We start from the raw sequence: 13,081 nt of genomic DNA on the forward strand, positions 1-13,081 counted from the left end.
TTTTCAGTAAAATTTTACGTATTTTCGTTATAAGTTTAATCTAATAAAACAAATTATGTCTTTATCAGAAGTTATAAAATCAGGAAATTATGCATTAATTGACGTTCGTGAACCTATGGAACTGGAAATGGACGGAAACATCGAGGGTGCTAAAAATATTCCTTTGGGAGAAGTGGAAGACAGACAAGAAGAAATATTGTCTATTGATAAGCCGGTGATTTTGTTCTGCAGAAGCGGAAACAGAAGCGGAAAGGCTTTGGAATACCTTACCTCTCAAGGTTTGAAAGACGGCTACAACGGCGGAGGCTGGGCTGAACTGAAAGCAAATCTGGAAGCAAATCAAGGAACTTTTTAAAAGTTCCTTTTTTTATCTGAAAATTTTTGAAAATGAACCTAAAAGAAAGATTTCTTCAAAACTGTTTTTTATTTACCGAAGATCAAAATCTTATTGGAGATCTCTGGTCTGAAATTGAAAAGAAATATAGCGAGAAAGGGAGACATTATCATAATCTTGAGCATCTGGAAAATATGTTTTCTGAATTGGATGCTGTAAAAGATGAAATTGAAAATTATCCTGTTCTCTCATTTTCTGTTTTCTATCATGATGTAATTTATGATGCTTCATCAAAATCAAACGAAGAGAAAAGTGCTGAATTTGCTGCGGTAAGACTGAAAAAACTTAATGTAGACTCTTATTTCATTCAAAAAATTTCGGAGCAGATTATTGCCACAAAATCGCATCATTTGTCTGAAGACAGCGATACCAATTATCTTCTGGATGCCGATCTTTCGATTCTCGGAAAAGATTCTGAAGTATATTTTGATTACACGAAAAAAATCCGGAAGGAATATTCCATCTATCCCGATTTGCTTTATAAGCCGGGAAGAAAAAAGGTTTTAAAACATTTTCTGGAGCAGAAGGATATTTTTAAAACCCCGATTTTTAAAGAAAAGTATGAGGATATTGCGAGAAAGAATATTCAGATGGAAATTGATGGGCTTTGATCTTGCATTTATTGACCACCCCGTCAAAAATTCTTTGAATTTTCGCCACCCCTCCAGAGGAGGGGAATGTAATGCTGCTGAAATTTCACCAATTATTTTTCAATATTATGCCTTTACAATTGAGTTGATAAACTCTGCGGATTTTTGCAGAACAGCATCTGGGATTTCTTTATGCGGGGTATGTCCGATGTTCGGGATGATGAATTTTTCTGCGGTTCCGCTTACCTTAGAAATTGTTTTTTCAACCTGATCCAGTGTTCCGTATTCATCATTTTCTCCCTGAATAAATAACAATGGCGAAGTTATATTTTCCAGCAGACATTCAATATTCCAGCTTCTGAATCTGTCGCTTAACCAGATTTCGGTCCATGCTTTTACCATCATTTCAACTTTATCGCCATGATATTTTGGGAGACGTTCCGGAAGATTGGTGGTTTTGTAAGTTTCAAAGGCATCTTTTACGCCTTTTACGGTTATATCTTCCGCAAAAATATGTCCGGCTTCACAAAGAGTTGCTGTGACTTTTTCGGGGTATCTGGCTGCGAAAATAAGGGCAATTGTTCCGCCGTCGCTGTGTCCGAAAAGGATTATATCATTTATATTCAGTTCTTTTAACAGATCATTCAGGAGATCGGCTTCCTGCTCCATATAATTGTTTTCTCTTTCATAGGTAAGCATAGGAAAAGATTTTCCGTAGCCTAAACGATCGTAGACCAACACATTACATTCTGTCTGCGAAACCAGTTTCTCAGGAAAATCTCTCCAAAGCTGAGTGCAGCCTAAAGAATCGTGCAAAAAGACGATGGTTGGTTTATTTTCAAAAGTTTTTTGATATTCTATATAAAGTTTTTTTCCGTTGACATTAATAATCCTTCCTTCCATCAACTTTAAGATTAATTTTATAAACTCGGCGTATTGGTTTCGTTAAATTCTTTAAGTAAATTCTGAAAAACAGTTTCTACGGGAAGAACTTCATCAATTAACGCAGAAACCTGACCGATTTCGAGTTCGCCTTCTTCCATATCACCTTCGAACATTCCTTTTTTGGCTCTTGCACGTCCTAAAGAAGCGATTAGAGACTCTTTGTTTCTTCCAACGTTGTAGATCTCCTCCAACTCGTTAAAGAACTTATTTTTAACCATTCTTACAGGCGCCAGTTCTTTAAGGGTAAGATGGGTATCTCCTTCCTGAAGTTCTGTAATTTTATTTTTCCAGTTTTCATGAGCACTTGCTTCTGCAGTAGCAGCAAATCGGGAACCGATCTGAACGCCGTCTGCGCCTAAAATCATGGCTGCTTTCATCTGGGAACCTAAAGCAATTCCTCCGGCAGCAATCAGCGGCTTGGAAATATGTTTTCTTACATTCGGGATCAGGCAGAATGTGGTGGTTTCGTCTCTTCCGTTGTGACCTCCTGCTTCAAATCCTTCCGCAACTACGGCATCTACTCCTGCCTCTTCGCATTTCATGGCAAATTTCGTTGAGGAAACGACGTGTGCAACCTTCAGACCTTCTTTCTGCAAAGTTTCGGTATATGTTTTGGGGTTTCCGGCAGAAGTAAAAACAATTTTCACTCCTTCTTCCAGAATAATCTGAATTACTTCATCCAGATTAGGATACAACATCGGAACATTTACCCCGAAAGGTTTGTCTGTAGCCTGTTTACATTTTTGGATATTTTCCCTTAAAATATCGGGGTACATGCTTCCTGCACCGATTAATCCGAGACCGCCGCAATTGGAAACGGCAGAAGCCAGCTTCCATCCGGAATGCCAGATCATGCCTGCCTGAATGATAGGATATTGTATATTAAAGAGTTGTGTAATCTTATTTTGTTGTGAATTCATCTGGTGAAGCTTTTTTGCTGAATTAAAATCTATGAAACTGCTCATCTTGTAAAAATAATAAAAATAGCGGTTTTCAGAAGATTTTGGGCATAAAAAAACCTTCAGAAGTCCTGAAGGTTTTGATGATTATTTTTTAATTGAATCTCTTTTCCAGTTGGCTTTAAAATTACATGAATCGTAACGCCCGTCGATGGAGATAAATGTTGTCGGAAGTTTTGAATTAACAAATTTTTCGATCATTTCATTTCGCTTTTTATTCAGCGCCATCTGCTTTACTCTGTCGTAATCTGTTTCCAGTTTGATCTGGTGAGCAGGAATAACATCTTCCACTTTTACGATTTTCACCACTTTTCTTTCTCTTTCATCCATATCATCGAAAGCGGTTGTAATATCTCCTTTGTTTAAACCTGCCAATTCGTAGCTGATTGTTCCCGGAATTGTTTCTCTCTCGATTTTGCTGGATCCGTCTGCTCCCGGAATAACTCCCGCGTTGAACTTGGTTCTTTTATCATCTGAGAATCTGAAAGTAGCATCCTTGAAAGTCATTTTTCCGTTAAGGATTAAACCTCTGATGCTGTCCAGTTTCGCTTTCGCTGTTTTAATTTCTTCATCTGTAGGAACAGCCATTAAAAGGATGTGTCTCGCTTCATAGATTTTCCCTGATTTTTTAACAAGCTGGATAAGGTGATATCCGAATTCCGATTCTACAGGTTCTGAAATTTCTCCTTCCTGAAGATTTAAAGCGGCTGCTTCAAAAGGTTTAACCATCTGTCCTTTGGAAATGTTTTTCATCAAACCTCCGTTGGACGCAGTTCCTTTATCTTCGGAGAAAATCCTTGCCTGACTTTCGAAAGATTCTCCTCCTTCGATATCTTTTTTGATCTTTTTCAGCTTATTGATGAGTTCATCTTTATGAGCCTCAGTAAGCTTAGGATACATCATGATCTGAGATAATGAAACCTCATCTTTGATCTCGGGAAGCTGGCTTTTATAGAGATTATAAAAATCCGTTACCTCGTTTGGCGTAACGTCCGCTTTGTCTGTAATTCTCTGAATTTTAGCCTGTCCGTAATATTGGTCTGTATCGATTTTTTCGATCGCATTTTTCATTTCATACCCGTTTCTGAACTTGTAGGCAGCCAACATTGCTTTTTCATCAGGAAACTGAGAAAGCAACTGCTGATATTTTGCATTTGCCTGTTCTTTAATTGCCGCAGAACGGTTATCAATCAGGGTATCTTTTTTCGCTTCGTATACCAAAAGCTTATTATTCAGTAAGTTTTCCAAAAACTCACACTTATCTATATTGGAAGCTCCCTGCTGTTTTGCATAATTCATCTGCTCGTTAACGTCAGATTCCAATACAATTTCATCACCGATAACAGCAGCAATTCCGTCCACTAAATCTCCCTGTTTTAACTGAGCGTTCATCATATTTGCACCAAACAACATGATGAAAATTCCAAAAAGAAAAGTGATCTTAAGTTTATTTATCATTTTACTATTTTAAACAAGTTGCAAATTTAGAATTCTTAATGAATTACACTAAATTTTTTATTATAAATATTTCTTAAAAAGAGGTATTTATTGTACTTCTACGTCGAAAGTCGTTAATTCTTTAAACTGCTTCAGTCTTCCGAACACATCCGATTCGGTTACTTCCTGAATTCTTTCTGTCCCGAATTTCTCAACCGTGAAAGAAGCCATTGCAGAACCTACGATTAATGCAGACTTCATGGTTTCGAAATCGAATGTTCCTTTTTTCGCTAAATATGCGGCAAAACCTCCTGCGAAAGTATCTCCCGCTCCGGTAGGATCGAAAACTTCTTCCAGTGGTAAAGCCGGAATAGCAAATACTTTATGATCGTGGAAAAGCAGAGCTCCGTGTTCTCCTTTTTTGATGATAACGAACTTCGGTCCCATTTCGTGGATCTTTTTAGCTGCTTTTACCAAAGAATATTCTCCTGAAAGCTGTCTTGCTTCTTCATCGTTGATTGAAATCACGTCTGTTTTGGCAATCATCTGCATTAGCGTTTCCAAAGCCGTGTCCATCCAGAAATTCATGGTATCCAGAATAACAAGCTTCGGACGGTTGTTCATTTTTTCAAGTACGGAAAGCTGTACTCCGGGGTGAAGATTTCCTAATAATAAGATCTCTGCATCCTGCATAGAATCCGGAATTTTAGGATCAAAATTTTCAAGAACGTTTACTTCAGTTGCCAAAGTATCTCTTGTATTCAGGTCGTTGTGGTATTTTCCCGCCCAGAAGAATGTTTTCCCTTCTTTTACGATCTCAATTCCTTCTATATTAACGTCTCTGTTTGTAAACATATCAAGATATTCCTGCGGAAAATCTCCTCCTACTACAGAAACGATCCCGGACTTAACGCCCAAAATGGATGAAGTGATCCCGATGTACGTGGCTGCACCTCCTAAAATTTTATCTGTTTTTCCAAATGGCGTCTCAATTGCGTCGAACGCAACACTTCCTACAACTAAAAGTTTCATATTTTTTTCAAAGTATTTTAAAAGTAAATTATTTTTTCCATTCAAATGTGTCCAGCAGATGTTTCATATCTCTTTTGATATAATCTACCGCAGGAGCCAAAGAATCCGGTTTCGGTCTTGTGTTAAAATATAAATAGGCAGTCACAAAGTGTTTGGTACTGTCTGTAATGTAAAACTGAAGATTGGAAGCGCTCTGTCCTTTGAGTTCATAAAAATTTCCGTATACCTTTTTTTCAGGATATTCGAAAGATTTTGTGTCGATTGCGCTTGCTTTAATGGTATGTTCATAAACCATTTTTTCTGCTTCCTGAATATGGGCTGCAAAATCATTCTGTATCGGATAATACGTTACAAAAACTTTGGCTTTCATTTTCGGATAGTTCAGATAATACCAACAAGGCTTTTTTGCGTCGGTAATGTTTGCAAAATCTGAATATTCAAATGTATAATTACAGTTGTTTTCGAATTTCTGATATTTCGGTGCGGGATATTCCAGTCGAAGTTCTCCGTAAGGCTTCGGAACGGGATCTTTTCCGCAAGATACCAAAAGTAAGGCTGCAAAAATAAAAATGGCGTTTTTAAACATTTTGCAAAAGTACAAATTAGATTTCAGATTTCGGAAGACAAATTTCGGGATTTCAATGGGTTTTGAAATTGAGATGGAGTTTTGTTTTGGATGATTTGTTTTTGAACGTGGAGAACGCAAAGATTTTTCTTTTAAAACTTAATGGATATTTTTAAGTTCGCATAGGCGTTTCACTTAAATAAGCACACAGAGCGTTTTTTATTACATTCTAATTATTTTTTAAGCTTATCCTTCTGTTTGGCTGCAAATTCTTAATCTTTCTTAACTGCTTAAACGTTCTTAATGGTTTCTTTTTAAACGCAATAGGAGCAAAAGTTTATTTGAAATTATTGAAAACATTCTTCGTTCGCAAGGGCGTTTCACTCAGCCAATGATAGATATGTGAATGAATCTCCATTTTAATCATGTAATTAATTTTAACGCAAAATGCGCGAAGATTTTTCTTTTAAAACTTAATGGATATTTTTAAGTTCGCTAAGGCGTTTCACTTAAGTAAGCACACAGAGCGTTTTTTATTACATTCTAATTATTTTTTAAGCTTATCCTTCTGTTTGCCTGCAAGTTCTTAATCTTTCTTAACTGCTTAAATTCTCTTAATGGTTTCTTTTTAAACGCAATAGGCGCAAAAGTTTCTTTGAAATTATTGAAAAAATTCTTCGTTCACAAGGGCGTTTCACTAAGCGAATGATAAACATCTAATCATAAAAATTTTATATTTTTTGAGATTGCTTTACTTCGACGCGCTCAGCACAGGCTCGCTTCGCTCCTCGCAATGACATTACAAAATTCTGTATGCCGTTTCATAATTTTGGATATAATTCTCCAACGGTTTTGGGAAGGATTTTTCGTGAGAGCCTTCAACATCGGTTACGATGTAATTATTTTGAGTGATGAAATTCTGCCATATTTCTTCTGATTCTATTTCTACATTAAAAATTTCTATGCTTAAATTTTTGTGCGTGAGTTTATGGCTTACATTTTTTACACTTTTGATAAACGGAATTAAATCATCAGAAATTTCAGGCGGAAATTCGAATAACTTTTTCCAGATGAAATCATCTTTTCTCTGTTGAATTAAAAACTGACCATTTCTGTGAACGAAATAATATTTCAGCTCCAAATCAGCAGCTTTTACTTTTTTTGTCTTTACCGGAAATTCAGAAACTTTATTCAGAGAAAAAGCCAGACAGTCTTCATGTAAAGGACATTCGCTGCAAAGAGGATTTTTAGGCTTACAGATTTCGGAACCTAAATCCATCATCGCCTGATTGAAATCACCAACATTTTCAGGTAAGATTAAATGAGCGAGTTCAGAAAAATAATTAAAAGCTTTTGAACTTGAAATATCAAAATCATCTGCAAAAATACGGCTCAGTACACGATAAAAGTTTCCGTCCACAGCCGGAATTTTACCCTCAAAACAAATACTGGAAACTGCAGCAGCCGTGTATTTTCCAACTCCTTTTAACTTTAAGATTTCATCGTATTCATAAGGAAAAACACCATTATAATCGTTCATGATCTGTTGCGCCGCCTTATGAACATTTATCGCTCTGGAATAATAGCCTAATCCTTTCCAATACAGTAAAACTTCGTTTTCGTCTGCTTCGGCAAGGGTTTTTACATCCGGAAAACGCTGAACAAAATTATTATAATGTCCTAATCCCTGAGCAATTCTGGTCTGCTGAAAAACGATCTCACAAATCCATATTTTATAAGGATCTCTGGTCTGTCTGAAAGGTAAATCGCGAGCATTTGTCTTATACCAGTTAAGAAGTTTATTGCCGATGTGTCTGAAGTCTGATTGTTTTGTTTTTTCCAAAGGTTTGTCTGTCTGCATATTTATGCTTCGACAAGCTCAGCATGACAACGCTAAAAATTCACTTTTAATAAAACGACTAGTATTAGAAATGTCATGCTGAGCTTGTCGAAGCATCTGTTTATTAAATACAAAGATAATTTAATTTTCTTTTTGAACTGAATAAACAGGAGCCGCTTTCAGCCATTGATATTTTAATTGTTTTTCTTTTGCGATGAAGCGGTATCCTTCCAATTTTTTGAGATAAATATAGGATGTTGAATCTTTTCTGAACATTAACTGCTGGTTAGACAGGAAACTGAACGGAAAAGCCACCATAGAATCTCTTGTCGTTTTCTCTACTTTGCCATTAATAACTCTGTAAATAAAAATGGATTTTCCACGCCCTTGAGACTGATCTATTAGTTTAATATTTGATGAAGAAATCACCATATCACTTTCATCAAAGCATTCCTGCGGTTTCATGATGTAAGCTTTTCCTTCTTTTATTTCGTCGGCAAAAAGATCAATTGGATGATTTTGCTGTACTCTTTTATCTTTACAACTGAAAGTCATAAAAATTACGGACAAAAAGTAGAATAGCCTGCCTTTCATATTTCTATTTTTAACGATTTGGTAGAAAAAAACCGATGAAAAATTGCATCGGTTTGTGTATTGATTGGTTTAAATTTAGTCCTGAAGATATTCAGCATCCCATTCGTTTCCGTCGTCTCCTTTGTGTCCGTCTAATTTGATAACGAAACTTTTTGTAGGGAAATAAGGCGTAAGACGAATATCCAGCCAAACTCTGTCTTTGTTTACTTTATCCTGCTCGAAACGGACAATTTTGAATTTTTCGATCAGTTTATCCGGTCCCTTAATTCCGTCAAGGAAGGTTACGATCTGTCTTCTCAAATCATCTTCGTTTCTTGCGTTCCAGTTTTCGAAAGCTCTTCTGTTTAGGAAATCGAGCAAAACTTTAGTTACGTAATCGAATACGCGAACGACAGAATAGGTCTGAAGCCCGATATTGTCTCCTGTAAATAGAGTTTTCGCAGAGAAAGCCATAATTTTTCCGTATTCGTTCACCATGGGAACCAATCCCATTTTTTCCAACTGGGAAATTTCGCTTTTCTTCAGTTCGAATTTTACGGCATCCACTTCATTGATGTTTCCGTGCTTTTTACCTGCTGCAACCTGAGACATTAATGTTTTATGAATTTTTCCTGCCAGTGAAGTTGATGGCGGAAGTTCTACATTTTCCTCCTCTCCTACTTCCTCAGCTTTTCCGCGACCAACCAGCCAGTTACAGGTCATGATGACATTACTTCTGTGCAATTCTCCTCCTGTAAGATTGGCAGAATGAAATAAATCCACCACATCATCCGGTTTATCAAGATTCGCGAAATCCGTTACCATCATTACTTTGTTTTCGTTACAGATTTTCGCCCATTTTTCAATGACTTTATTGGATCCCAAATATCCCGGAATTGCTAAAATAGAGTAATTGTCTCTAAGGTCTAAACGGTCGTAGTAGTTCTTAAATTCTTCTGCAATGGCATCGATAAAGATCGGATTATCCAAGTCTGAAACCTGATCTAAACTTGCATTAACAATACTTACGTTATCAACTTTATCAAGTTCGGTATTTTTGTAGAATTGAGCGACCGTTCTGTAGTTTGTTTCCAGTTGACGGACTGCATCAAGCGTATTTTTAAGATTTAGTTTTAAATTCTGATCGGCAGCCTGAGCTTTAGCTTTGCATGTTTCTGCCATTTTATCTGCAGAATCATTGCTTTCCAGAAGGTTTACCCAAAGATTGATTTTCTGGAGAAGTTCTTTTCTTTCATCTGCTTTATTGCTGTCATTAAGGAAGATTTCCTTTCTGGCTTTTCTGGTGGGGTTCATGTTTGCGATTCCGTCTACAACGGATTCTACAAAACCAAAACCTCCGATTTTATTGAGTTCGGCAAGCGGATTACCTTTCGGCTGACCTGCGTGTTGCTGCTGTCCCTGTTGTTGGTTTTCAGCTGCCTGTAATTTACTGTCCATGATTAATGTAACGTCTTTAGATTATTTTTCAAGTTCCTGTGCCACTTCTTTTAATACTTCCACGAATGCAGCTCTTGTCTGATCGTTTTCCAGCATATTGCGCAGAATTTTATTGGTTTTAAGCTGGCGTACAATTTTGTTGTACTGTTCCTGCTCCATGCTTAACTGCTGCAAATAATCTGATTTCTGAGTAAGATTTTTCGGGGTGAAGTCCGCAAGATTCTGAAAACGGAACTCCTCTTCCACTACATTACCGTCCTCCGTTTCGTGCTGAACGCTTACAGAAGGCTGGAAATGTTTGAAGACGTCGTCCACAGTTTTTAATCCTGTTACAATTTCAGGGACGTAAGATTCGTCGGTTGTAAGCTGGCTTACTATCAGCGATTTATTCTCCTGAATCTGCTGTATAGCTTCATTGGCGTCTACTTTTACTTCGTTTCCGCCAACGCCATAATTAAACATTGCCATATTATTAATATTTTGAGATTTTCGATGTTGGTGTGTATTGTCTTTATCAGCATCAAATAGCTGACCAATCCAATGTTTAAATTTAAAAAAAAACTGTAACATACAAAATTTTGTTAAGATTTTTCTTGAAATATTAACTTTTTAAATTAAATATCAACTAAAAACTGATATTTTGTGATGTCACTAAACTATGAAAAATTAAATAAAAAACGCACCATTTCTGATGCGTTTTTCATTTCTAACAATTTTTGGCTTGTCTTACCAAATTTTTATTCTGTCCTGCGGAGCTTTATACATTTTGTCTCCCGGTTTGATGTCGAATGCTTTGATGAAAGAATCCTGATTGACCAACGGACCAAATGCTCTGAAAATTCCCGGCGAATGCGGATCTGTTTTTACCTGATTGGTCATATACTGATCTGTGGATTTTGTTCTCCAGACTGTTGCCCAGCTCATAAAGAATCTCTGATCCTGAGTAAATCCGCTGATTAAGCCCGGATTTCCGTGATCTTTAAGATACATCTGAAGCGCATCGTAAGCCACTGCCACTCCTCCCAAATCTCCGATGTTTTCGCCACTCGTGAACTTCCCGTTAACGAAGCTTCCTTTCACCGGTTCATAAGCGCTGTACTGTGCTGCCAATTGTGCTACTTTTGCGTCGAAGTTTTTACGGTCTGCATCGGTCCACCAGTTATTTAAGTTACCGTCTCCGTCGAATCTTGAACCGCTGTCATCGAATCCGTGAGAAATTTCGTGACCGATAACGGCTCCGATTCCTCCGAAATTAACAGCTGCATCTGCTTTTGGATTGTAGAAAGGCGGCTGAAGAATAGCGGCAGGAAAAACGATTTCGTTGTTTGATCCGCTGTAATAGGCATTTACGGTTTGCGGCGTCATTCCCCACTCTGTTCGGTCTACCGGTTTTCCTATTTTATCTAAATTTTTCTGATACTGCCAAGCTGAAACATTCTGTAGATTGGAATATAAGGTTGCTCCCTGTTTCGGAGCTTCTACTTTTAACTGGGTGTAATCTTTCCATTTATCCGGATAAGCAATTTTCACGGTGAATTTTGATAATTTTTCCTGTGCTTTTACTTTTGTTTCCGGAGACATCCAATCCATCTCGTTGATATGTGTCTTGAAGGATTTTAAAATGTAATCGATATACATTTCCATCTGTGCTTTTGCTTCCGGCGTAAAATATTTCTCCACATATAATTTTCCGAAAGCTTCGCCCAGAACACTGTTTACCAAAGAAAGTCCTCTTTTGTTCATCGGACGCTGTTCTTTCTGTCCCTGAAGATATTTGGAGTAGAAATCGAATCTGATCTGCTCTAAATTTTCATCAAGATTGCTTGCATTCCCATTGATTAAGTGGTATTTCAGATAGTCTTTCAGTAAAGGAAGGTTTTTCTGGGTAAGGAAGGAATCCATATTCTGGTAATACTTCAGCTCGCCTATGATAACTCTGTCGGTATTTACTCCGGCATCCTTCAGATATTTCGGAAGATTTACGTTTTTAACCAAAGTAAGCAATTCAGATACATTTTTAGGATTGTATCTTAAATTGGCATCTCTGTTCTGTTCAAGCGTTAATAAATAGTTTGCCAACTGTTTTTCGAAATCCACTACGTTTTTTGCTGCAGATTCTGAACTTTTATAGCCTAAAACGCCAAATAATTTTCCGACATAGGTCTGATATTCTGCTAATGTTTTGGTGTTGGCTTCATTTACTTTCTGATAATAATCTCTTCCCAGTCCAAGATCAGGGCCGCCAAGATAGACTGCATTCATTTTAGAATCTTTCAGGTCTGCACCTACTCTCCATCCGTAGAAAGAGTTATCGCCCACTTTTGTCGCTTCAAGCAGATATTTCTGAAGATCGCCGATGTTTTTAATGGCATCAATTTTTGCAAGATCTCCTTTAATCGGAGCCAGTCCTTCTGCATTTCTCTTATTGGTATCCATAAATGAGGCATAGAGATTCTGGATTTTCTGTCCTTCGGAACCTTCAGGATAAGATTCTGACAAGATTTTGTTCAGGATGTCTAAAGAAGCATCGTCTACATTTTCTCTGAGTGCATTGAAAGAACCCCAACTTGCTTTATCGGAAGGAATCTGAGTGGTTTTTACCCAGTTTCCGTTTACATAGCTAAAAAAATCATCTTGGGGACGAACAGTTTTATCCATGTACGATAGGTTTAATCCTTCTTCTTTTGCTTCCATTTTTTCTGGCTGTACAATTTCAACTCCTTTCATCGGCTCAGGTTTTTGAGTATTGGCAGTTTTTGTTGTTCCACAAGAATTTAAAAATACCAAACCTGAAAAGGCAAGTACTCCGATATTTAGCTTTTTCATTAAAAATTGTTTTTGATTTTACACAAACTTACCAAATATACAAATTAGTTTATAAATGATAAGTGATAAATAATAATTGATGAAAAGGATGTAAATAAAACTTGCTATTTTTATTATCTGATCTTGATTTGCGGTTAAAATGATATTTGATTTTGATTGAGTAAGACGACAAATCGTTTAGTATTTCACGCAAGGAGCGTGAAGTTTTCTTTTCAAAATGATTCCGTTGATTTTTTTGTTCGCAAAGGTATCTCGACAAGTTCAGTATGATTATTCACTTAGCAAATGATACAGGGATTTTCTTAACCATGGATAATTTCTATTCTATTTTCCTGATGCTGAAAAAATGACTGAAATCCTAGCCGCGATTGCAGCAATTGTCTGAGCTCATTTCCTGTGATTCGGCGCGGCGGAGCCGCGCCGAATCACAGGAAATAGCGAGTGCGGAAAGCGCGAAAAAGC

The 13,081-nt window shown here is 37.0% G+C and carries 12 protein-coding genes; 2 read left to right on the forward strand and 10 right to left on the reverse strand.

Annotated features, from left to right (window positions below):
- The first annotated feature begins 55 nt into the window (after window positions 1–55).
- Window positions 56–355, forward strand: coding sequence for a rhodanese-like domain-containing protein (locus PFY09_RS06710; protein WP_076395375.1), 300 nt, complete (start codon window positions 56–58; stop codon window positions 353–355).
- Window positions 356–387: 32 nt separating this feature from the next.
- Window positions 388–1,005 carry an HD domain-containing protein gene (locus PFY09_RS06715; protein ID WP_271161888.1) on the forward strand — a complete coding sequence of 206 codons (618 nt, stop codon included), beginning with the start codon at window positions 388–390 and terminating at the stop codon, window positions 1,003–1,005.
- 105 nt (window positions 1,006–1,110) lie between these two features.
- Here PFY09_RS06715 and PFY09_RS06720 read toward each other — a convergent pair whose 3' ends face one another.
- The 10 genes from PFY09_RS06720 to PFY09_RS06765 form a co-directional block, all read right to left on the reverse strand.
- Entirely contained in the window at window positions 1,111–1,887 is a 777-nt protein-coding gene (locus PFY09_RS06720) for an alpha/beta fold hydrolase (RefSeq protein WP_271161889.1), read from the reverse strand.
- Window positions 1,888–1,904: 17 nt separating this feature from the next.
- Complete coding sequence (locus PFY09_RS06725; protein ID WP_271161890.1) at window positions 1,905–2,849, reverse strand: NAD(P)H-dependent flavin oxidoreductase; 945 nt, start codon at window positions 2,847–2,849, stop codon at window positions 1,905–1,907.
- 126 nt (window positions 2,850–2,975) lie between these two features.
- Entirely contained in the window at window positions 2,976–4,346 is a 1,371-nt protein-coding gene (locus PFY09_RS06730) for a peptidylprolyl isomerase (protein WP_076395369.1), read from the reverse strand.
- An 87-nt stretch (window positions 4,347–4,433) separates the two neighbouring features.
- Window positions 4,434–5,357 carry a PfkB family carbohydrate kinase gene (locus tag PFY09_RS06735; RefSeq protein ID WP_076395490.1) on the reverse strand — a complete coding sequence of 308 codons (924 nt, stop codon included), beginning with the start codon at window positions 5,355–5,357 and terminating at the stop codon, window positions 4,434–4,436.
- 28 nt (window positions 5,358–5,385) lie between these two features.
- A complete protein-coding gene (gldD, locus tag PFY09_RS06740; RefSeq protein WP_087709026.1) occupies window positions 5,386–5,943 on the reverse strand; it encodes a gliding motility lipoprotein GldD in 558 nt (185 codons plus the stop codon).
- Window positions 5,944–6,721: 778 nt separating this feature from the next.
- Window positions 6,722–7,783, reverse strand: a complete 1,062-nt coding sequence (gene mutY, locus PFY09_RS06745; protein ID WP_271161891.1) for an A/G-specific adenine glycosylase — start codon at window positions 7,781–7,783, stop codon at window positions 6,722–6,724.
- Window positions 7,784–7,903: 120 nt separating this feature from the next.
- A complete protein-coding gene (locus PFY09_RS06750; protein WP_271161892.1) occupies window positions 7,904–8,356 on the reverse strand; it encodes a hypothetical protein in 453 nt (150 codons plus the stop codon).
- Window positions 8,357–8,431: 75 nt separating this feature from the next.
- Complete coding sequence (locus tag PFY09_RS06755) at window positions 8,432–9,793, reverse strand: DUF5458 family protein (RefSeq protein ID WP_271161893.1); 1,362 nt, start codon at window positions 9,791–9,793, stop codon at window positions 8,432–8,434.
- Between the two features lie 21 nt (window positions 9,794–9,814).
- The gene (locus tag PFY09_RS06760; RefSeq protein ID WP_228409333.1) at window positions 9,815–10,261 is read right to left on the reverse strand and encodes a type VI secretion system contractile sheath small subunit; all 447 of its coding nucleotides are present in this window, start codon (window positions 10,259–10,261) and stop codon (window positions 9,815–9,817) included.
- A gap of 258 nt (window positions 10,262–10,519) precedes the next feature.
- Window positions 10,520–12,619, reverse strand: a complete 2,100-nt coding sequence (locus PFY09_RS06765) for a M13 family metallopeptidase (protein ID WP_271161894.1) — start codon at window positions 12,617–12,619, stop codon at window positions 10,520–10,522.
- Between the last annotated feature and the right edge of the window lie 462 nt (window positions 12,620–13,081).

This window comes from Chryseobacterium gambrini (assembly GCF_027920505.1).
Classification (GTDB): Bacteria; Bacteroidota; Bacteroidia; order Flavobacteriales; family Weeksellaceae; genus Chryseobacterium; species Chryseobacterium gambrini.